Origin of the sequence: Tsukamurella sp. 8F (genome assembly GCF_029167375.1) — a bacterium.
GTDB lineage: Bacteria > Actinomycetota > Actinomycetes > Mycobacteriales > Mycobacteriaceae > Tsukamurella.
The window spans coordinates 1-19,667 of sequence record NZ_JARFTP010000031.1 but is presented as its reverse complement, the minus strand read 5'-3'; the positions used below and the strand labels follow the sequence as shown (position 1 = coordinate 19,667).

Below are 19,667 nucleotides of genomic sequence, written 5' to 3'. Positions count from 1 at the left end.
TGGACGGATCGGCACACGACAGGCCCGGGTCCGGCAGCACTCCCTAGACGTCCACGGCGAACCGGAAGATCACACGCCCGACGCGGAGTTCGTCACCGTCGGCCAGCACAGCGGACCCCTCGACCCGTCGGTCGCCCACATACGTGCCGTTGGAAGACTGCAGGTCGCGGACCGTGAAACCCGCGACGGTGGGTGTGATGATCGCATGCTCGCGGGACACCTTGGTGTCGTCCACGGGGATGTCGTTGTCGGGCAGCCGGCCGAGCCGGACCTCACCCGCAACGGGGTACTCGGTGCCGTCCGGCGCTACGAGGCGCCCGCGCGCGAGCACCGCACCGTCGCCGACGTCGGTCTCCGTCTTCTCGAACGCCCGGGGATCGACCGTGCGCGCCACGGGCGATGCGGCGAGCGGCTCCTGCCGCAGCACCGACTGCTCCAGAGCGACCAGCGAGGGCGACGGATCGATCCCCAGCTCGTCGGCGAGTACCCGGCGCAGTTCCCGGCACGAGTCGAGCGCGTCGGCCTGCCGCCCCGACAGGTACAACGCGCTGATGAGCTGCGCCCACAACGGCTCGCGCAGGGGATTCTCCGTGACGAGCCGCCGCAGGTCGCCGACGACAGCCGACGCGCGTCCGGCCGCGATCTCCGCGTCGTACATAGCGGACTGCGCAGCCGCTCGCTCCTCCTCCATCCCGAGCGCGAACGTGTCGGCGAACTGCAGTCCACGGAGGTCTGCGACCGGGTCGCCGCGGAACTCCGCGAGAGCCTTCGCGTAGGCGAGCGACGCCTGCTCGTACCGGCCCGCTGCGGCGAGCTCGGCACCGCGGCGGCGGGACGCGTCGAAGCGCCCGATATCGGACTGTTCGGGGTCGAGATCGAGGCGATACGTCCGCCCGGCGGTGACGAGTCGGCCGTCGAAACCGGATCCGCCGTCAGGTCCGCGCAGCGCCTTGCGCAGGCCCGACACGAAGACCTGGAGACTCGCGACCGCCGACGCCGGCGGGTTGCCGTCCCACACCTGCTCACTCAGCGAGTCCACGGTGACCGCCCGGTTCCGGTTGAGCACGAGGATCGCCAACACGGACCGCGGCTTCACCCCGGACACCTCGTTAGGGGCGCCCCCTACCGACATCGACACCTGCCCGAGCACCCGGATGTCCAGTGAGGTCATGCGGTGATCCTAGACACGGGTCCGGGCGCACCGCGGACACGCGCGGTGCGCGGCCCGGGAGGCTACCCGGCCGACGGTTGATGAACATTGGGTGAACTGTCTCCATATAGGGGCGGAATCCCCAGGTCAATGGCACAATTCGGCCGTCGGCTCCGTTTGGTGCATTGAAGTGAAGGGCAGCAGAATCCACCTCATGAACAGCGAACTGATCATCTTGCTCTTGGTGATCGTCATTGCCTTGGCATTCGATTTCACCAACGGCTTCCACGACACCGGGAACGCGATGGCCACGTCCATCGCTACCGGTGCCCTCAAGCCCAAGACGGCGGTCACGCTGTCCGCGATCCTCAATCTCGTAGGCGCCTTCCTCTCCGTGGAGGTCGCCCTGACCGTCACCAACTCGGTCATCAAGATCCAGGACAAGTCCGGAGCGCCCAAGGCGGAGTTCACGGCGAACCACGGGCGAGCGCTTCTCGTGATCGTCATGGCCGGACTGGTCGGCGGCATCGTCTGGAACCTGCTCACCTGGCTGCTCGGTCTACCGAGCTCCAGTTCGCACGCGCTGTTCGGCGGCCTCATCGGTGCCGCTCTCGCCGCCCTCGGCATCTCCGGCGTCGTCTGGAACGGCCACGGCAAGCTCGACGGCGTATTCGGCAAGGTGATCCTCCCCGCGCTGTTCTCGCCGGTGATCGCCGGCGTCGTGGCTGCGATCGGTACGTTCGTCGTCTTCAAGATCGTCACCGGCATCGCCGAGCGGTTCACCGAGGAGGGCTTCCGCTGGGGCCAGATCGGCACCGCCTCGATGGTCTCGCTCGCACACGGCACCGGTGATGCGCAGAAGACCATGGGTGTCATCACCCTCGCGCTGATCGGCTACAGCGCCAGCACCCCGGACAGCACCGGGATGTTCGCCTGGCACTCCACCGAGGGGGTCCCCGTCTGGGTCAAGTTCGCCTGCGCCCTCGCGATCGCGCTCGGCACCTACATCGGCGGCTGGCGCATCATCCGCACGCTCGGCAAGGGGCTGATCGAGATCACCCCGCAGCAGGGTATGGCCGCCGAGGCCGCGTCCGCGACCGTCATCCTGGTCTCGAGCCACCTCGGCTTCGCACTGTCGACGACGCACGTCGCAACCGGCTCGATCCTCGGCGCCGGAGTCGGCAAGCCCGGCGCACAGGTCCGCTGGGGCGTCGCGCTGCGCATGGTCACGGCGTGGGTCATCACACTCCCGGCCGCCGCGGTCGTCGGCGCGATCATGTGGTTCATCGCCCACTACATCCCCGGGATCGCCGGCCCCCTGGTCGTGTTCGCGATCCTGCTCGGCCTCGCCGGCTACATGTACTACCGCGCCCAGCAGCAGAAGGTCGACGCTGGGAACGTCAACGCCGAGTGGGACGAGTCGGGCTCCATCGTCCCCGCCGACCAGAAGATTGCGAAGGTCTAACCGTCATGGATCAGGTCACCGTTCTTTTCAGCGCCATCTGGAAGATCCTCGTCATCGGCCTCATACTCGGCGCAGGGCTGCCGGCCCTGTTCGCGGTCGGCGTGCGCGGCATCGCCATGGGCAACGGCCACGAGGCCGCCGACGGGCAGGTGCACAAGCCGAACCCGCTGGGCAACGTCATCGCCGCGGTCGCCTTCATCGTCGTTGTCGTCGCAGTCGTGATCGGCCTCATGGTCATCGTGGCTCCCGGCTTCGGCATGAAGGTGAGCTTCGACAACATCTACCCCACGCTCGTGGACAAGAAGTAGGAGCGCCATGACCACGCAGAACACCCAGGACAACGTCTTCACGCAGGTGCTCGAGTGGCTGCGACAGGGCTACCCGGAGGGCGTGCCGCCGAAGGACTACTTCCCCCTGCTCGCCCTGCTGAAGCGCAACCTGTCGGACGACGAGCTGCACCAGGTGATCGGCCGCCTGCTCGCCTCCCGGCCCGAGGGCTCGCTGGACCGCAAGGAGATCGAGGACGCGATCACGAAGGTAACTCAAGCCGAGCCCAGCGCGGACGACCTGCGCACCGTGGCCGCCCGGCTCGCCGCCGGCGGCTGGCCGCTCACCGGCTTCAACTAGGGCCCGCCCGCACGGACACGACCGGATCAGCCCCTTATCCTGGTGGGATGAGGGGCTGATCCGGTTCAGCGAGAGGATGAGATCATGGCTCGAGGCCAGGGCTTCGTGACACGCATCGTGGACTGGCTGCGCGCCGGTTATCCGGACGGCGTGCCGCACACCGACTACCAGCCACTGCTCGCGCTGCTCGAACGGCAGCTCACGCAGGACGAGGTCAAGGCGGTCACCCGCCGTCTCATCGAGAACGCCACGGTCACCCCCGAGGGTATCGAGCCGATCAGCCGCGTCGACGCCGGCACCGAGATAGCCCAGCGCACGCATCAGCTGCCTTCCGAGAACGATGTCCGACGTGTCCGGGAGCGCCTCGAGCGCAAGGGGTGGCCGTTCGACGACGAGCCGCTGCGCCGTACCGGCAGCGACCCCGACGATCCGCACACCGACGGCCCGTACGGCGGCGCGTGAATCTCACTCCCCTGCCGATCGACACCGTCGAGTCGGCCCTGTCCGGCCTCACCGCACTCCTGGACGGCGCCGCGCCGGCGTTGCTGCCCGTCCCCGCTCGCGACCCGCGTGAGGCCGCCCGGCTCACGAACGCCCTCGGGGCCGGCTCGCCCATCGACGACCGCGCCGCTCTCGTCGTCGCGACGTCCGGCACGACCGGCACCCCGAAGGGCGCGATGCTCACGCACGAGGCCCTGCTCGCAAGCGCGTCCGGCACGCACGAACGGCTCGGCGGAGCCGGGCAGTGGCTGCTCGCCATGCCTCCGCACCACGTCGCGGGGGTGCAGGTCATGCTGCGCTCGCTCGGCGCCGGGTACACCCCCGTAGGAATCGATGTGGCCGAGGGCTTCGCACCGTCGTCGCTGGAGGACGGCATGACCCGCATGACGGCCCCCCGGCGGTACGTCTCCCTGGTCCCCACCCAGCTCATCAAGGTTCTCGCGGACCCGGCCGCGACGGCCGTCCTAGCGGAGTTCGACGGCGTACTCATCGGCGGCGCCGCATGCCCGCCGCCGGTCCGCGAGGCCGCGCTCGCCGCGGGCGTACGCATGGTCCGCACCTACGGTATGAGCGAGACGTGCGGTGGCTGCGTATACGACGGCCTCGCGCTGCCCGGCGTGCGCGTGGCCCTGGACGGCGATTCCCGCGTCTGGCTGGGCGGGGCCACCGTCGCCCTCGGCTACCGGGGCCGTCCCGATCACCCCGCGTTCGCACGGAGCGGCTGGTTCCGGACCGACGATGCGGGCGCGCTCAGCACCGAGGGGGTCCTGTCGGTGACGGGGCGGCTCGACGAGGCCATCTCGACCGGCGGCCTGACGGTGCTCCCCCAGGTCGTCGAGACCGCGCTTGCGGGTGCGCCCGGGGTGCGGGAGGTCGCGGTGTTCGGGCTGCCCGATCCGCGCCTGGGACAGCGGGTCGTAGCCGCCGTCGTCGGGTCGGCGACCCTCGACGAACTGCGGGAAACGGTGACCGCGACGCTCGATCGGACCGCCGCGCCTCGCGAGGTGTTCCACGTCGACGAGCTCCCGCGCCGTGGACCGGGCAAGATCGACAGGCGGGCCCTGGTCGAACGCTTCGGCGGCCGATAGCGGCTCAGCGCGCCGCCGCCCAGCGCTCGTGCTCGCGGCCCAGGACCGTACTCGGCGCATCGCCGTACACCCACTCGCGGCAGATCCGGTGCCAGTCGGCCGTCGCGTCCAGGCGGGCCACGAGCCCGAACGCCAGCACCTCCGCGCGGCGGGAGAACGTGTGCCCGGCAGGCAGCACGAGTGGCGGCTCCGACTCCGGTGGCCTGGTCGCTGCGGCGGCCGCACGGCGGACGGTTTCCGCGTCGATGTGCAGGATGTGATCGTCGAGATGCCACGGCCCCGCCGCACGGAAGTACTCCAGCAGCCGGGCCGGGTCGGGACCGCGGCCCGTGACCGCACCCACGCCGCGGAGCATCGCCAGCAGATCATCGGCGCGCCGCTCGGCCGCCGCCCGGAAACAGTCACGCTGGAACGCGACGTCGTCACGTCCGAGACGCTTGTACAGGCCGTAGTCGAGGAAGGCGAGCCTGCCGTCGTCGCACACCAGCACGTTGCCGGGGTGGGGGTCACCACAGAACTCGCCGTCCCGGAAGATACCGCCGACGTAGAAGCGATGCACGATCTCGGCCGCGCGATTCCGTTCGGCCTCGGGCGCGGATGCGAGCGTTCCGAAGCGCTCGCCCGGACAGTACTCGGTGACGAGCACCCGGCGCCCGGACAACTGCGGCAGCGGCGCCGGTACACGGATGAACGGGTGTCCGGCGTAGCGCCGAGCCGCCGACTCCTGTGCTGCGCACTCGGCGGGGTAGTCGAGCTCGCAGAGGATCGTCGCGTTGATCTCGGCGAGCACCTCCTCCGCCCGGAGCAGCTCCGCCCGGCGTCCACGCCACAGCCGCAGGAACAAGGCGAGATTCTTCAGGTCCGCGCGGATCAGCGTCTCGATGTCCGGATACTGCACCTTCAGTACGACCTCGCGGCCGTCCCGTGTGCGGCCGCGATGCACCTGCCCGATCGACGCCGCAGCGAACGGCTCGGGGTCGATGTCGGCGAACGCGCTTATCGGGCAGTCCTCCTCGAGGATGGGCAGGACGTCCTCGAAGGCCGCCGCCGGGGCGCGATCCGTGAGCTCCGCGAGCCTTGCGGCGAACTCGGGCTGGGCGTGTGGGGGCACCAGGCCGAGATCGACGGTGGCCAGCGTCTGGCCCAGCTTCATCGCCGCGCCGCGCATGTCGCCGAGGACGGCGACCAGACGACCTGCCGCGCGGATCGCGGCCCGGTCGTCCATGTCGGCTCCGCGTCCGCCGACGCCGTCGACGGCGTGCCGGGCGGCCGCCGCACCCAGTCGGGCCCCGCGTCGCAGACGCGTGGCGCGCTCGGCGTGGTCGTCGGAACCCACCGCCGTCAGCCGTCCTCGGAGCCGGCGGCGATCGACCCGAACACCAGGGTCGACACCGCCGCCGGGAACGTATCGACGATCTCCGGCGAGGAGAGCCCGTGCAGCGCGCCGGCGAGGATCATCCCGTTGATCGCGCGGGCCGTGTTCTGGGTATCGAGGTCGGGGCGGAGGAACCGGCGCTCGACGCCGTTCTCGAGATATTCGCGGGTCAGAGTCGCCGCCGTGTCCAGAAGACCCGTGAGCCGTTCCGTGAGCTCGCGATCGATGCCGGTGGACTCGAACAGCAGTATCCGGATCAGGCGGTGGTCCGCGAGGAAGATCTCCTGCAGCGCCCGGGCGATACGGTCGGACTGTTGCCGGTACTCGGCCAGCGTCGTCGCCTCATCGGGTGTCTCCTGCTCGGTCAACACCTCCGTGATCTTCTCCACGGTGTCGCTCACCACGTGGTCGAGGATGTCCCGCTTGTTCTCGAAGTACCGGTAGAACGTGCCGTGGCCGATTCCCAGGCGTCGCGCGATGTCGGCGATGGACGTGTTGTGGTAGCCGCGGTGCGCGAACTCGTCGAAGGCAGCGGAGACGATCGATTCCCGGAGTTCGGCCTTGCGCTCTGTCGCGGTCGTCGCCGTTGGGGTCGCCATGGGGCCCTAGCGTAGCCGCTCGGTTCCGCGCTATCGTCGGCGGAATGACACGTCATTCCGCGCCGTGGCGGCACGGAACGACGCGCCACGGGCGTCACCGAACGATGGGGTGCGCCTGCCGGCAACGACAAGGGAGTTCGAGACGGCATGACACATGACGTGATCATCATCGGGGCGGGATTCGGCGGTATGGGCGCCGCGATCGAGCTGAAGCGGATGGGTATCGATGATCTGGTGATCCTCGAGCGCGAGTCCGACCTGGGCGGCACCTGGCACGTGAACCACTACCCCGGGCTGTCCGTGGACATCGCATCGGTGACGTACTCGTATTCGTTCGAGCCGAACCCGGGCTGGTCACGGCTGTATGCGCCGGGCTCCGAGCTCAAGGCGTACGCCCTGCACGTCGCCGACGAATACGACCTGGTGCGACACATGCGGTTCGATGTCGAGGCGACGCGTGCCGTATGGGACGCCGACGCCTCCGAATGGGAGGTGACCGTGGCCGGCGGCGAGGTGCTCCGCACCCGGTACCTCATCACTGCGACCGGCTTCCTGTCGCAGCCCAAGCTGCCCGATATCGACGGCATCGAGACCTTCGCCGGCGACGTCGTGCACAGCGCACAGTGGGACGACACGGTCGAGCTCGACGGGAAGCGCATCGGCATCATCGGGACCGGCGCCACGGGTGTGCAGCTGATCCCCGAATTGGCGAAGCGCGCCGGCCACCTCACCGTGTTCCAGCGCACGCCGATCTGGGTCGTCCCCAAGGTCGACTTCCCCGTGCCCGGCGCGCTCCAGCGCCTGTTCTCGGCGCTGCCGATGACGCAGCGCGCCGCGCGCGCCGCGAACGGCACCGCACTGGAGGTGCTGTCCACGGTCGGAGTGCTCAACTACAAGTACGGCCGCGGATTCAACTCGATCGCGGCGCTACTAGCCAAGGCGCACATGTTCGCACAGGTCCGCGACGCCGAGACCAGGCGCGCCCTCACGCCGCACTACTCGTTCGGCTGTAAGCGACCGACGTTCTCGAACTCCTATTTCCCGACCTTCGCCCGCGAGTCCGTCACACTCGAGACCGAGACGATCACGGAGGTGCGTCCCGAGGGGATCGTCACCGGTGACGGCAGCGTCACCGAACTCGACGTGCTGGTACTCGCCACCGGTTTCTCGTTGTGGGAGAAGAACTTCCCCGCTATCGAGGTGATCGGTCGGGGTGGTCGCGATCTCGGCGCGTGGTGGCGCGACAACCGATTCCAGGCCTACGAGGGCCTCGCCATACCGCGGTTCCCCAACTTCTTCTCGCTGCACAGCCCGTACTCGTACACCGGGCTGTCCTACTTCTGGACGATCGAGGCGCAGATGGTGATGCTGCGCAGGCTGTTCACCGAGGCACGACGCCGCGGCGCCGACACGGTCGAGGTCACCGAGGCGGCGAACGAACGCTTCCTCGATCGCATGAGTCACCGGCTGGAACGCTCGGTGTTCCAGGTGGGCCGATGCGCAGGCAGCCACAGCTACTACTTCGATCCACACGGCGAGGCGACCCTGCTGCGACCGAGCTCGGTGGCCGGAGCGCAGCGCGATGCGCGGCGCTTCCCGCTCAGCGATTTCGCCTTCGAGTCCGCCAGCGCAGCCGACGGAAGCCCTGCGGAGGGCGCGACAGCGGGGACCGGCAGATGACCGCGGACGAGCAAGCACAGCGGCAGGCACTCGAGCCACTGGGCGTCGAACTGCACGCGCGTAACGTCACCTTCGACTGGTCGCGTACTCCACTGCACTGGATCGCCGGAGAGCCTGTCGCGTCGGACATCTGCTGCATCCTCCATCTCGTCCTGCCCGAGGGCGAGCGCTGGTTCTGCGAGGTCTTCAACGAGGCTCTGCCCTTCGTGAAGGACGAGGAACTCGCCACCGCGATGCGGGGCTTCATCGGCCAGGAGGCGATGCACGCGGAATCCCACGACAAGGCCGTGGGAGAGTTCCTCGAGGCCCGCGGGATCGACACCGGGCCGGCGCTGCGGCAGGTCGAGTACATCTTCCGCAAGATCCTCGCCCCGCGCTCGCAGAAGTCGGACAGGGCGCGGTACAACGACATGGTGCAGCGGCTGTGGTTGGTCGCCGCGATCGAGCACTACACGGCCATCCTGGGGGACTTCGTCCTCAACTGCGCTTGGGACGAGTACGACGTCGATCCGACCATGGCGGACATCTGCCGGTGGCACGGTGCGGAGGAGGTCGAGCACCGCAGCGTGGCCCACGACGTGGCCATGTACTTCGACCCCAGCTATCTGCATCGGTGTCGCGCGATGGTGATCGTCGTAGTCGCCCTGCTCGCGGTCCTACACCGGGCCGCGCGCTTCGTGTGCCACGAGGACCCGAACCTGTCGATGTCCTACCCCCGGCTGTGGTTCGAATACCTCAGGGGGAGTCACCGCAACATCCTGCCGAAGGTCAGATCGGTCGTGAGGTACACGCTGCTGTACTTCGATCCCCGGTTCGACCCGGCCACCGTCGGCTCGACGGCGCAGGCGGTCGCCTACCTGGCGACGTCACCCGCTGCACGAAGGGCCGCAGCGTGACTTATGTACTCGGCCGCGCGGCCGACACCGCGCGCGGCGTTCTCGCCCGCGCCCTTCCCGGCAACTCGATCCTGAGCTGGACCGATCCTGTTCGCGAACGGATCGCCCTGGTCACCGGCGCGGGGGCGGGGATCGGGAGGGCGACCGCCACGGAACTCGCGCGCCGCGGGGCGCACACGCTGGTCCTCGTGGACCTGGACACCGATCGGCTCACCGGCACCGTCGCTGCGGTAGAGGCGGCAGGGGCGCGGGCGGTACCCCGCGCGGTCGACGTCGCCGACCGGGGCGCGATGGTCGCCCTCGCCGACGAGGTCCGCACGCTCATCGGGACGGTCGACATCCTGGTCAACAACGCCGGTATCGGTATGGCCGGAAGGCTGTTCGAGACCGACGAGCAACACTGGGATCGGATCATCGACGTCAACCTGCGTTCGGTGATCGTCGGCACCACCCTCTTCGGCGCCCAGATGGTGGATCGCGGGAGCGGTGGGGTGATCCTGAACGTCGCGTCCGCGTCCGCGTTCCTGCCGAGCAAAGCGATGGTGGCCTACTCGACCACCAAATCGGCGGTCCTGGGGTTCACCGAGTCGGTACGTGCCGACCTGGCGGATCACCGGATCCGGGTGAGCGCCGTGTGTCCGGGGTTCGTGAACACCGACATCGCCACCTCGACCGTGTACGCCGGCGCCTCCGCGACCGAACAGGAGCGCTCGCGGCAGCGCGCCGCCCGGGCCTACTCCCTGCGCAATTACCCGCCGGAGCGTGCGGCGCGCGTCATCGTCGACAGCATCGGGGCGAACAGGCCCGTAGTACTGGTCGGCGCGGAATCGCGGCTCGGTTACCTGGCCTGGCACGTCGCGCCCGCGGTGGTCCGCCTCATAGCCCGATACGACGTGCGGCTCTAAGCGACCACATTCCTACACCCGTGCATCATTGGGTGATAGCTTCTTATTCGTCACCTATCGCTGGTCTCTCGCCCATCAGCGTGGGCGGGACCGGCCGGGTCCTACCAAAGTGGATGAACCATCCGTAAGGAGCACTGTGAAGCAGAACGTCCAGTCCCCCTACCCGCTTCTCGACGCGCGGGACATCGACTTCCTGCTGTACGACTGGCTACAGGTCGAGAAGCTCTGCGAGAGGCCCGAATTCGCCGAGCACTCGCGAGAGACGCTGGATGCGGCGCTCGATCTGGCCGCGGACATCGCAGCGAAGAAGCTGGCGAACCACTACAAGCTCGCCGACCAGCACGAGCCGACTGTGGCCGCGGACGGCACCGCGACCACACTGCCCGAGACCGCCGAGGGCCTGCGCGCCATCTTCGAATCCGGTCTGGTGTTCGGGGAGCTGCCCACGGACGGTGGCGGCATCGGCCTGCCCGCGACCGTCGCCAAGGCCGCATGGGCGTGGATGCACGCGGCGAACGTGCCCACGGCCGTATACGCGGGTCTCACGCTGGGCAACGCCAACGTGATCCGCTCGTTCGGGTCCGAGGAGCAGCAGCGGACGTTCGTCGGGCCGATGACCGAGGGCCGGTTCACCGGCACCATGTGCCTGTCGGAGCCCGAGGCGGGCTCGTCGTTGTCCGATATCACGACGCGGGCCGTACCCCGCCCCGACGGCAGCTACGGGATCACCGGCAACAAGATGTGGATCACCGGCGGCGACCACGAGATGACCGAGAACATCGTCCATCTCGTGCTGGCCAAGCTCCCCGATGCACCCGAGGGCGTGAAGGGCATCTCGCTGTTCGTCGTCCCCAAGTACCTGGTCCAGGAGGACGGATCCATAGGTGCTCGCAACGATGTGGCGCTGGTGTCGCTGAACCACAAGATGGGCAACAAGGGCACCACGAACTGCCTGCTGGCGCTCGGCGACGGCGCCTTCCCCCAGGAGGAGGGCGGCGCAACCGGCTACCTGATCGGCGCCGAGAACCGCGGCCTGATCCAGATGTTCCAGATGATGAACGAGGCGAGGATCGCAGTCGGCCTCGCCGCGTCGTCGATCGCCTACACCGCGCATCTCCAGTCCGTCGAGTACGCGAGAACCCGCGTGCAGGGTCGCCTCATCTCGGACCCGACGGGGCCCCAGGTGCCCCTCGTCCAGCACCCCGACGTACGACGGATGCTGTTGGCGCAGAAGGCCTACGCGCAGGGCGGTCTGGCGCTGGTGCTGTTCTGTTCGTCGCTGGTCGACGAGGCGCGCTCGGCACCCGACGAGGCCGACCGAGAGGCGGCCGGGCAGCTGCTGGACCTGCTCACGCCGATCACGAAGAGCTGGCCGGCCGAATGGGGCACCGTCGCCTGCGATCTCGCGATCCAGATCCACGGCGGCTACGGCTACACCCGGGACTACAACGTCGAGCAGCTCTATCGGGACAACCGCCTCAACGCCATCCACGAGGGCGCCAAGGCGATCCACGGGCTGGATCTGCTCGGCCGGAAGGTTCCGGCGAAGGGCGGGGCGACGTTCGGTGCTCTGCTCGGCCGGTTCGAGGCGACCGCCCAGCGCGCCGACACCGGAGATCGCGAGCTCGCCGAGGCCGCAGCGGATCTGCGGCGTGCGGCGAGTCGGATCGTCGAGGTGACCACCACACTCGGCGGCGCCGGAGACCCCGCGCTGTCGATGGCGAATGCAACGGCCTACCTGGACGGCGTCGGCCAGGTGGTACTCGCGTGGCTGTGGCTCGACCAGGCCCTCGCGACCGCCGGAGACGATTCCGCGTTCGCGCGCGGCAAGCGCATCACCGCCCGATACTTCTTCGTGTACGAACTCCCCAAGGCGCACACCCACTTCGACCTTCTGGCGCGACTCGATCGCACGACGCTCGAGCTCGACACCGACGTCCTGTGAGCGTCCTCGCGACGGTGCCGGACGTCGACTCGCTCACCGCGCCGGTGTTGCTCGACGTGCGCTGGCGGCTCGGGCGCTCGGACGGCCGCGAGCAATACCTCGCCGGGCACATCCCGGGCGCGGTGTTCGTCGACCTCGAGGCCGAGCTCGCGGCGCCACCGTCGGCGGGCGAGGGACGCCATCCCCTGCCGGACATCGCGGACCTGCAGGCGGCGGCCCGCCGCTGGGGTGTCCACGCGGGCGATGCCGTCGTGGCCTACGACGACAACGCCGGCCAGGCCGCGGCGCGGGCCTGGTGGCTGTTGCGCTGGGCGGGCGTCGCCGACGTGCGGATTCTGGACGGCGGCCTGGCCGCCTGGCGCACGGCGGGGCTACCACTGGCGACCGGCGAGGAGACCACGGAGCAAGGTGACGTCGTACTCGCGGCAGGCCATCTGGCCACCGTCGGGATCGACGACGTCGCCGACGTCCCCGTGCTGCTGGACGCCCGAGCGGCCGAGCGGTACCGGGGCGAGGTCGAACCGGTGGATCCACGCGCCGGGCACATACCGGGCGCACGTTCGGCACCGACTGCGTCGAACCTGTTGCCGGACAGCCGTTTCCGTCCGGCCAGCGAGCTGCGTGAGCACTACGCGGGCCTGGGCGCGGTGCCCGGGGCCGACGTCGCCGTGTACTGCGGATCCGGCGTCACAGCGGCGCACGACATCGCCGCCCTCGCGATCGCGGGAGTCGACGCCGCACTCTTCCCCGGCTCGTGGTCGCAGTGGTGCGGCGACCCGGCACGGCCCGCGGCGACCGGCGCCTGACACCCGCGTCGTGTCTATCAGCTCACACCCTCTCGCACGCGCATCCGCGGGAGACCTAGCCTGAATCCGTCCGGGGACTCCCAACTTGGGAGCTGCGAGACGACAGGAAAGGTAAGCAAGCGATGACGATCACCGAGGAGCGCGCACCCTACGGCACCGGAGCGCAGGAGCGGCCGGTAGCCACCAGCAGGGTTCGCACCCACCATCTACAGGATTTCAAGCGGCGCGGCGAGAAGTTCACAATGCTGACCGCCTACGACATGTACACAGCGGCGGTATTCGACGAAGCGGGCATCGATGTCCTGCTGGTCGGGGACTCCGCCGCGAACAACGTGTACGGATACGAGACGTCCCTACCGATCACCGTCGACGAGCTGATGCCGCTGGCGCGTGCCGTCGCCGCTGCGGCGCACCGCTCCCTGGTGATCGCCGACCTGCCGTTCGGTTCGTACCAGGCCTCACCGGAGCAGGCCTACCTCACAGCGGCGCGGTTCATGAAGGAGGCGCGGGTCGCAGGCGTCAAACTCGAGGGCGGCGCGGAGATGGCGCCGCAGATCGAGCGCCTCGTGAACGGCGGCATCCCGGTGTGCGCACACATCGGGTTCACGCCACAGTCGGAGCACACGCTCGGTGGCTATCGAGTGCAGGGCCGGGGCGACGCCGCCGACCGGCTCGTGGCGGACGCCCTCGCCGTCGAGGCGGCCGGCGCGTTCTGCGTCGTGATGGAGATGGTGCCGGGCGACGTCGCGCGCCGCATCACCACCGAGCTCGCGATCCCCACCGTGGGCATCGGCGCGGGGGCGGGTACCGACGGCCAGGTGCTCGTCTGGCAGGACGCCGTGGGCCTCAACACCGGCCGCACGCCCCGTTTCGTCAAACGCTTCGCCGACGCACACGGCATGATGCTCGCCGCCGCGCGCGACTACGCCGCCGAGGTCAAGGCCGGCACGTTCCCGGGGCCCGAACACACCTTCTGACCCGCACCGGGGCGGGCTCCATAGTGCATGTGGCTTGCTCGATAGGGTTGCCGGCATGGCAACCGCAGCGCAGTGGCTCGAAGGAGCCCGCCCCCGCACCCTCCCCAACGCGATCGCACCGGTGATCGCGGGCACCGGTGCGGCACAGTTCGCGGGTGGTGCGGTGTGGTGGAAGGCCCTCCTCGCGATGATCGTCGCGGTCGCCCTGATCGTCGGCGTGAACTTCGCCAACGACTACTCCGACGGCATCCGCGGCACCGACGACGAGCGCGTCGGTCCCCTGCGTCTCGTCGGTTCACGGGCGGCGACGCCGGGCGCCGTCAAGCGGGCGGCGTTCGCGTGCTTCGGGGTCGCCGGAGTGGCTGGCATCGCGCTGTCCCTCACCTCTGCGTGGTGGCTCATCCTGATCGGCCTGGTGTGCGTGGCCGGCGCATGGTTCTACACCGGCGGGTCGAGGCCCTACGGCTACTCGGGATTCGGCGAGATCGCCGTGTTCGTGTTCTTCGGCCTCGTGGCGGTCCTCGGCACGCAGTTCGTACAGGCGGGACGCATCGACGGCGCCGGCGTGCTCGTCGCGTGTGCCGTCGGGTGTTACAGCTCGGGGGTGCTCGTAGCCAACAACCTGCGCGACATCCCGACCGACGCAGAGTCGGGCAAGATCACCCTCGCCGTCCGACTCGGCGACCGCCGGACCCGGCAGTTCTTCGCGTTGCTCGTCGCCGTCCCGACGGTACTCACGTTCGTCCTGGCGCTCGTCGCCACACCCTGGGTGCTGCTGTCGCTGCTCGCGGTGCCTCTCGCGGTGCGCGCGGCGCTGCCCGTGGTCCGTGGCGCGAACGGCCCTGCTCTCATCCCGGCCCTCGCACAGACCGGGCTGGCCATGGTCGTGTGGGCACTGACCACGGCGATCGGCCTGTTCGCGTAGGCCGATGCACCGGATCGAAATTCGATAATCGCCATATTGCACTGAACCCTCGCGTGGGACCTTTATCACTGCTACGGTCGGACACGGTGTCGCACACTCGACCGTCTCCGTGATGATCGAGCAGGGAGCCGACACCGTTCTCCGGACCGCATTGAGCCAACGGTGCGTCCGCCATCACGCGATCCTGCAGTGAAAGGCGAGACTCATGACATTCGATATCGACCAGCTCAACCGCTCGACCATCGTCGGAGACCAGGGCGAGAAGATCGGATCAGTCGGCCAGATCTACGTCGACGATCGTTCTGGCACACCGACTTTCGTCACCATCAAGACGGGCCTGTTCGGGACCAAGGAAACCTTCGTTCCACTGCACAAGGCCGAGCAGACCAGCGACGGCATCCGCGTGCCGTACTCGAAGGACTTCGTCAAGGACGCCCCCAACATCGAGGCCGAGGGCAACCTCACGGAGGACGAGCAGCGCAATCTCTTCGAGTACTACGGCCTGTCGTCGAGCGGCGAGCAGCAGCACGATCCCGACGCCGCCGATCTGAACCAGAACGCACGCGGCTCCGACGGCGCGGGAGTAGGTACGGGAGCCGCTGCCGGTGCAGCAGCCGGTGCGGGCGCTGCCGGTGCAGCAGCCGGTGCCGCCGGCCGGGGGCAGCACGACCCACGCGGCCAGGCCGCAGGGCAGGGCGTCGCGGGACAGGGCCATGCAGCTCAGGGCCAGGCCGGTGGACAACGCCAGCAGGCCGCCGACAACGAGAACGATCTCGTCCTGCGCGAGGAGCAGCTCAATGTCAGCAAGGAGCGCGTCCAGACCGGCACGATCCGGCTGCGCAAGCACGTCGTCACCGAGCAGAAGACGATCACCGTGCCCGTCGAGCGCGAGGAGTTCGAGGTCGTCCGCGAGCCCATCTCGGGCGGAAAGACCGGCGGCTCCCTCGGCGAGGACGTCGCCGAGGTGACGCTGAGCGAGGAGCGCCCGGTGGTCGAGAAGGAGGTCGTCGACAAGGAGCGCGTCGGCCTGCAGACCAATACCGTCCGCGATGAGCGCCGGATCCAGGCCGAGGTCGGCCACGAAGAGGTCGACGTCGAGCAGGACGCCGCGCGCGGCGGCAAGCACCAGGGACACTGAGGCCGCCGCGAGGCCCCGCCTGCGGTACCGCCGCTGGCGGGGCCTCGCGCTGTCAGTCGACGCGGCCCTGCAGCCTCTTCCGGAACGCGTCACGGCGGTCCCGCCGGGCCTCTCCCAATACCGCGGCGTGACCCGTGATGCGCCGCCTGAGGCCGCGGGCGGTCACCATGGACACCGGCAGCGCGATGACGATGGCGAACAGCACAGCGACGATCACGGGCATCTGATCGGTCACCATGCGCCCGATCGCATACAGGATCGCGGCAAGCACCACGACGAGCGCGATGCGATAGATCGTGTACAGACCGACGTCGCGCACCAGGCCGCGCTTGGCCGCCTCCTGAGCCAGGGCGTCGGGCCGCGTGCCCTCCGGGATCAAGGACTCATCGGCGTTCACAGACTGTGCGCCGTCGCCCTTCGGCGCCGCGGCCGAGCCGCTTTCCGAATCACTCACCACACCAGGGTAGCGATGCACACGGGTCGTTCCGGCAAACACCGTTCACCTCCCATGACGACGCATACGACGTCCCCTAAGTCCGATTCACCCGGTTCTTTACGATCTCTTGGTGCGCGCATGGACGTTCGAATACTCGGAAATTTGCAGGCATACTGGGCACGTACTCGGACAAACAGGTGAAGGAAGTCGCCCGCGAGCCCGTGTCAGGCAGAGAACTCCGGAGGAGACACAATGACCGCAGCCACGCACCCCGCTTCTGGACAGGCCGCTTTCGCGCCGCGCCCAGCCGATACCCGCAGCAACGCCGCGCCGCGCCAGCCCGAGCGTCTGATGACCCCGGGTCAGGTGGCAGCGCTGTTCAACGTCAACCCCAAGACGGTGACCCGCTGGGCCGGCGCCGGCCTGCTCGGTGCCGTTCGCACCCCGGGTGGCCATCGCCGCTTCCGCGCGTCCGAGGTCCTGGCGCTACTCAACCAGAACTCCACCACCGCAACGCGCTGATCCGAGTGCCCGGCCGCCGTGAGGGCTGCCGGGCATTCCCGTGTCCAGAGCGGATCGTCGGGCGCCACGCCCGGCAGCGACCATCCGGCGGTGCCGGCGCCCTATGACGGGCTACCCGGCTCAGCCCGCGTAGCTGTGCAGGCCCGAGACGACGTAGTTGATGACGAACAGGTTGAAGATCATCGCCACGAATCCGGCGATGTTGATCCACGCGGCGCGGGAGTTCTTCCAGCCGGCGGTCGCGCGTGCGTGCAGGTACGCGGCGTAGACGACCCACGCGATGAAGGACACCGTCTCCTTCGGATCCCAGCCCCAGAACCGGCCCCAGGCCGACTCGGCCCAGATCGCGCCGCAGATGACGCCCGCTGAGAACAGCGGGAAGGCCACGATCACCGTGGCATAGGCGATGCGGTCCAACTGCTGCGTGGAGGGCAGGCGGGACAGCACGTTGCCGAGGATCCCGGACGGCAGCTCACGCCCGTCGTAGCGGCGGCGCCACAGGAACAGCAGACTGGCCGCGCCGGACACCAGGAAGATCCCGGACCCGATCGACACGATGGTCACGTGGATCGCCAGCCAGTACGACTTCAGGGACGGCACGACGGGCCCCGCATCGGTGTACAGCCACTTCCCCGCGATACCGAGCAGGATCAGCACGGGCGTCAGCACGAACACCAGGACCGGACGATTCTCCGGCTTGCGCAGCGCGATCAGTCCGACCACTACTGCGCCCGCGCACGTGATGGTGACGAACTCGTACATGTTGCCCCACGGCCAGCGGTGCGTGGCCATGCCGCGCAGCACGATGGACGAGATGTGCAGCAGCAGGCCGGCCACCAGCACGGCGTAGCCCATGCGGCCGAGCCGTTCGCCGATGGACCGGTCGCGGCGCTCATCGACGACGATGCCGGGCGACGAAGCGGTGGCGACGGGCCCGCCGGCGCCGACGAGTTCGCGCGCCTCGTCTTTGGCGACGAGCTTCTGCACCCGTGTCCCGGCCAGCTCGACCACGAGCAGCACCAGGCATACGGCGTACACCGCGCACGCGCTGGCGAAGAAGTGGTCGCTGTAATGCGACAGCGTGAGGTTGATGTCCATTTCGCTATTCCTTCTCCTGCGCCGCGGGAGGGATTCCCACGAGGCGGTCGGCCAGCTTGTCGAAGTCCTCGTTCCACCCGGCCTGGTCCGAGCGCGCGAGTCCGGCCACCTCGACGACGGTACGCCCGTCGCCGTCGGGGCACGGTGTGAGCCGCGCGAACACCCGCCGGCGATGCACCGTCAGCGACACCAGCAGCCCGAGCAGCATGGCGACGGCGGACACCAGCACCCAGTCCTGCGTCGGGTCATGGCTGACCTGCAGCGCGGCGAACTGCTTGACGCCGTCGAAAGCGACCTTGGTCCCGTCCGGGAGCGTGGTGGACTGACCGACGTCCAGGTTGACGCGTGCCTTCTTCACGAGACGCTTCGAGTCGATCTGGTCGCGGCTGAGCGAGTAGATGTTCTGCGGGCGCCCCGTGTCCAGGCCCGTGTCGCCCTGGTAGATGTCGATCGCGACGGCGGGATCGCGCAGCGCCGGGAACGACGACGACATCAGCGAGCCCTGCAGTGCCTTGGTAGGCGCGAACAGCCCCTCGATGCCCACCTGATGCTGGCGGCGCTCGGAGTCCGACGGGTACAGATCCGCCGGCGGGTCGACGCGGACAGCGCCCGAGGAGAGGTAGGTCATCGAGTCCTGCGGCGCGAACTGCACCGTCTGCGTTCGCTTCTCACCGTTCGGAAAGGTGACCGTGAACGTGGGCGCGTACCCGTGCCCCAGCATGTAGACGCGGACGCCCTCCATGCGCAGCGGCTTGTTCACGCGCAGGTCGTAGTGCTTCCACTGGCCGGTCTGCAGACCCGACTCGTCCTGATAGGAGATCGAGGAGAGGAATTGGTCCGGCTCACCGTTCGGGTGGTAGATCGCGTCCACCTTGTCCGCTTTGAGGCAGAACGGCGCGAGCCCGGTGCCGTCCACCATCGAACCCGCGCGGAAGTTGTCGTAGTTCGAGGTGGTGTTGCAGAAGCCGTCGTCGCCCTGGATGACCAGCCGCGAACCCTCGTACCCGTAGACCTTGCCGAGCGCGAGAGCGACCAGGATGCACAGCAGCGCGAAGTGGAACACCAGGTTGCCCGCCTCGCGCAGGTAGCCCTTCTCGGCCGAGACCTCGACCGTGCCGTCGGCCCGCGTCCGGGAGATCTTGCGCCAGCGTGGAAGGCCCGCGAGCACGCGCTCCGCTACTTCGTCGGGCGTGCCCGACGCGGTGCGCGTCGCGTACCGGGGCATGCGCGCCAGATTGCGCGGGGTGGGCACGGGCGGGGTGCGCAGGGCCTGGAAGTGCTCGATGATGCGCGGCGTCAGACAGCCGACGAGCGAGACGAACAGGAGCACGTAGATCGCGGTGAACCAGACGCTCTTGAACACGTCGAACAGCTCGAGCTTGTCCATAACGGTGCCGAGCACGCCGTGCGCGCTGATGTACGACAGCGTCTTCTGTTCGTTGAGCTCCCGCTGCGGCAGGAGTGCGCCGGGTACGGCCGCGAGGGCCAGCAGGAACAGCAGGACCAGCGCGGTGCGCATCGCGGTGAGCGCGCG

At 69.0% G+C, this 19,667-nt stretch carries 20 protein-coding genes; 14 read left to right on the top strand and 6 right to left on the bottom strand.

The annotated features are described in order from the left end of the window. Positions 1 to 43: 43 nt before the first annotated feature. Positions 44 to 1,171 carry a BTAD domain-containing putative transcriptional regulator gene (locus P0W64_RS18560; protein WP_275481654.1) on the bottom strand — a complete coding sequence of 376 codons (1,128 nt, stop codon included), beginning with the start codon at positions 1,169 to 1,171 and terminating at the stop codon, positions 44 to 46. Positions 1,172 to 1,364: 193 nt separating this feature from the next. On the opposite strand from P0W64_RS18560, the gene P0W64_RS18555 reads away from it, so the two are divergent. From P0W64_RS18555 to menE, 5 genes are all read left to right on the top strand, one after another. Continuing rightward, complete coding sequence (locus P0W64_RS18555) at positions 1,365 to 2,615, top strand: inorganic phosphate transporter (protein WP_275481653.1); 1,251 nt, start codon at positions 1,365 to 1,367, stop codon at positions 2,613 to 2,615. Positions 2,616 to 2,620: 5 nt separating this feature from the next. Next, positions 2,621 to 2,923 carry a hypothetical protein gene (locus P0W64_RS18550; protein WP_275481652.1) on the top strand — a complete coding sequence of 101 codons (303 nt, stop codon included), beginning with the start codon at positions 2,621 to 2,623 and terminating at the stop codon, positions 2,921 to 2,923. 7 nt (positions 2,924 to 2,930) lie between these two features. Beyond that, a complete protein-coding gene (locus P0W64_RS18545; protein ID WP_275481651.1) occupies positions 2,931 to 3,242 on the top strand; it encodes a DUF3349 domain-containing protein in 312 nt (103 codons plus the stop codon). 84 nt (positions 3,243 to 3,326) lie between these two features. Continuing rightward, entirely contained in the window at positions 3,327 to 3,704 is a 378-nt protein-coding gene (locus P0W64_RS18540) for a DUF3349 domain-containing protein (protein ID WP_275481650.1), read from the top strand. Further along, complete coding sequence (gene menE, locus P0W64_RS18535; protein ID WP_275481649.1) at positions 3,701 to 4,831, top strand: o-succinylbenzoate--CoA ligase; 1,131 nt, start codon at positions 3,701 to 3,703, stop codon at positions 4,829 to 4,831. Before P0W64_RS18540 ends, menE begins: the two co-directional genes overlap by 4 nt. 4 nt (positions 4,832 to 4,835) lie before the next feature. On the opposite strand, the gene P0W64_RS18530 is transcribed toward menE, so the two are convergent. Beyond that, positions 4,836 to 6,167: an AarF/ABC1/UbiB kinase family protein gene (locus tag P0W64_RS18530; protein ID WP_275481648.1), complete on the bottom strand. Its 1,332-nt coding sequence runs from the start codon at positions 6,165 to 6,167 to the stop codon at positions 4,836 to 4,838. Between the two features lie 5 nt (positions 6,168 to 6,172). Continuing rightward, positions 6,173 to 6,805, bottom strand: a complete 633-nt coding sequence (locus P0W64_RS18525) for a TetR/AcrR family transcriptional regulator (RefSeq protein WP_275481647.1) — start codon at positions 6,803 to 6,805, stop codon at positions 6,173 to 6,175. Positions 6,806 to 6,952: 147 nt separating this feature from the next. Here P0W64_RS18525 and P0W64_RS18520 point away from each other — a divergent pair, with 147 nt between their 5' ends. The 8 genes from P0W64_RS18520 (at position 6,953) to P0W64_RS18485 (ending at position 16,077) form a co-directional block, all read left to right on the top strand. Next, positions 6,953 to 8,485: an NAD(P)/FAD-dependent oxidoreductase gene (locus tag P0W64_RS18520; RefSeq protein ID WP_275481646.1), complete on the top strand. Its 1,533-nt coding sequence runs from the start codon at positions 6,953 to 6,955 to the stop codon at positions 8,483 to 8,485. Continuing rightward, the gene (locus P0W64_RS18515) at positions 8,482 to 9,381 is read left to right on the top strand and encodes a metal-dependent hydrolase (protein WP_275481645.1); all 900 of its coding nucleotides are present in this window, start codon (positions 8,482 to 8,484) and stop codon (positions 9,379 to 9,381) included. Before P0W64_RS18520 ends, P0W64_RS18515 begins: the two co-directional genes overlap by 4 nt. Beyond that, on the top strand, positions 9,378 to 10,286 hold the full coding sequence (locus P0W64_RS18510; RefSeq protein WP_275481644.1) for an SDR family NAD(P)-dependent oxidoreductase: 909 nt from the start codon (positions 9,378 to 9,380) through the stop codon (positions 10,284 to 10,286). The genes P0W64_RS18515 and P0W64_RS18510 overlap by 4 nt, the downstream gene beginning before the upstream one ends. Positions 10,287 to 10,422: 136 nt before the next feature. Next, complete coding sequence (locus P0W64_RS18505) at positions 10,423 to 12,231, top strand: acyl-CoA dehydrogenase (protein WP_275481643.1); 1,809 nt, start codon at positions 10,423 to 10,425, stop codon at positions 12,229 to 12,231. Continuing rightward, positions 12,228 to 13,037 carry a sulfurtransferase gene (locus tag P0W64_RS18500; protein ID WP_275481642.1) on the top strand — a complete coding sequence of 270 codons (810 nt, stop codon included), beginning with the start codon at positions 12,228 to 12,230 and terminating at the stop codon, positions 13,035 to 13,037. The genes P0W64_RS18505 and P0W64_RS18500 overlap by 4 nt, the downstream gene beginning before the upstream one ends. Positions 13,038 to 13,159: 122 nt before the next feature. Then, a complete protein-coding gene (panB, locus tag P0W64_RS18495) occupies positions 13,160 to 14,014 on the top strand; it encodes a 3-methyl-2-oxobutanoate hydroxymethyltransferase (protein WP_275481641.1) in 855 nt (284 codons plus the stop codon). A 55-nt stretch (positions 14,015 to 14,069) separates the two neighbouring features. After that, on the top strand, positions 14,070 to 14,939 hold the full coding sequence (locus tag P0W64_RS18490; RefSeq protein ID WP_275481640.1) for a 1,4-dihydroxy-2-naphthoate polyprenyltransferase: 870 nt from the start codon (positions 14,070 to 14,072) through the stop codon (positions 14,937 to 14,939). Between the two features lie 205 nt (positions 14,940 to 15,144). Beyond that, complete coding sequence (locus P0W64_RS18485; protein ID WP_275481639.1) at positions 15,145 to 16,077, top strand: PRC and DUF2382 domain-containing protein; 933 nt, start codon at positions 15,145 to 15,147, stop codon at positions 16,075 to 16,077. 52 nt (positions 16,078 to 16,129) lie between these two features. On the opposite strand, the gene P0W64_RS18480 is transcribed toward P0W64_RS18485, so the two are convergent. Next, a complete protein-coding gene (locus tag P0W64_RS18480; RefSeq protein ID WP_275481638.1) occupies positions 16,130 to 16,531 on the bottom strand; it encodes a DUF4229 domain-containing protein in 402 nt (133 codons plus the stop codon). Positions 16,532 to 16,864: 333 nt separating this feature from the next. On the opposite strand from P0W64_RS18480, the gene P0W64_RS18475 reads away from it, so the two are divergent. Continuing rightward, positions 16,865 to 17,035: a BldC family transcriptional regulator gene (locus P0W64_RS18475; protein WP_275481685.1), complete on the top strand. Its 171-nt coding sequence runs from the start codon at positions 16,865 to 16,867 to the stop codon at positions 17,033 to 17,035. 120 nt (positions 17,036 to 17,155) lie between these two features. Here the strand turns inward: P0W64_RS18475 and ccsB are convergent, their stop codons facing one another. Further along, positions 17,156 to 18,133 carry a c-type cytochrome biogenesis protein CcsB gene (gene ccsB / locus P0W64_RS18470; protein WP_275481637.1) on the bottom strand — a complete coding sequence of 326 codons (978 nt, stop codon included), beginning with the start codon at positions 18,131 to 18,133 and terminating at the stop codon, positions 17,156 to 17,158. A 4-nt stretch (positions 18,134 to 18,137) separates the two neighbouring features. After that, positions 18,138 to 19,667, bottom strand: a 1,530-nt coding sequence (locus P0W64_RS18465; RefSeq protein WP_275481636.1) for a cytochrome c biogenesis protein ResB, incomplete at its 5' end; no start/stop codon positions are given.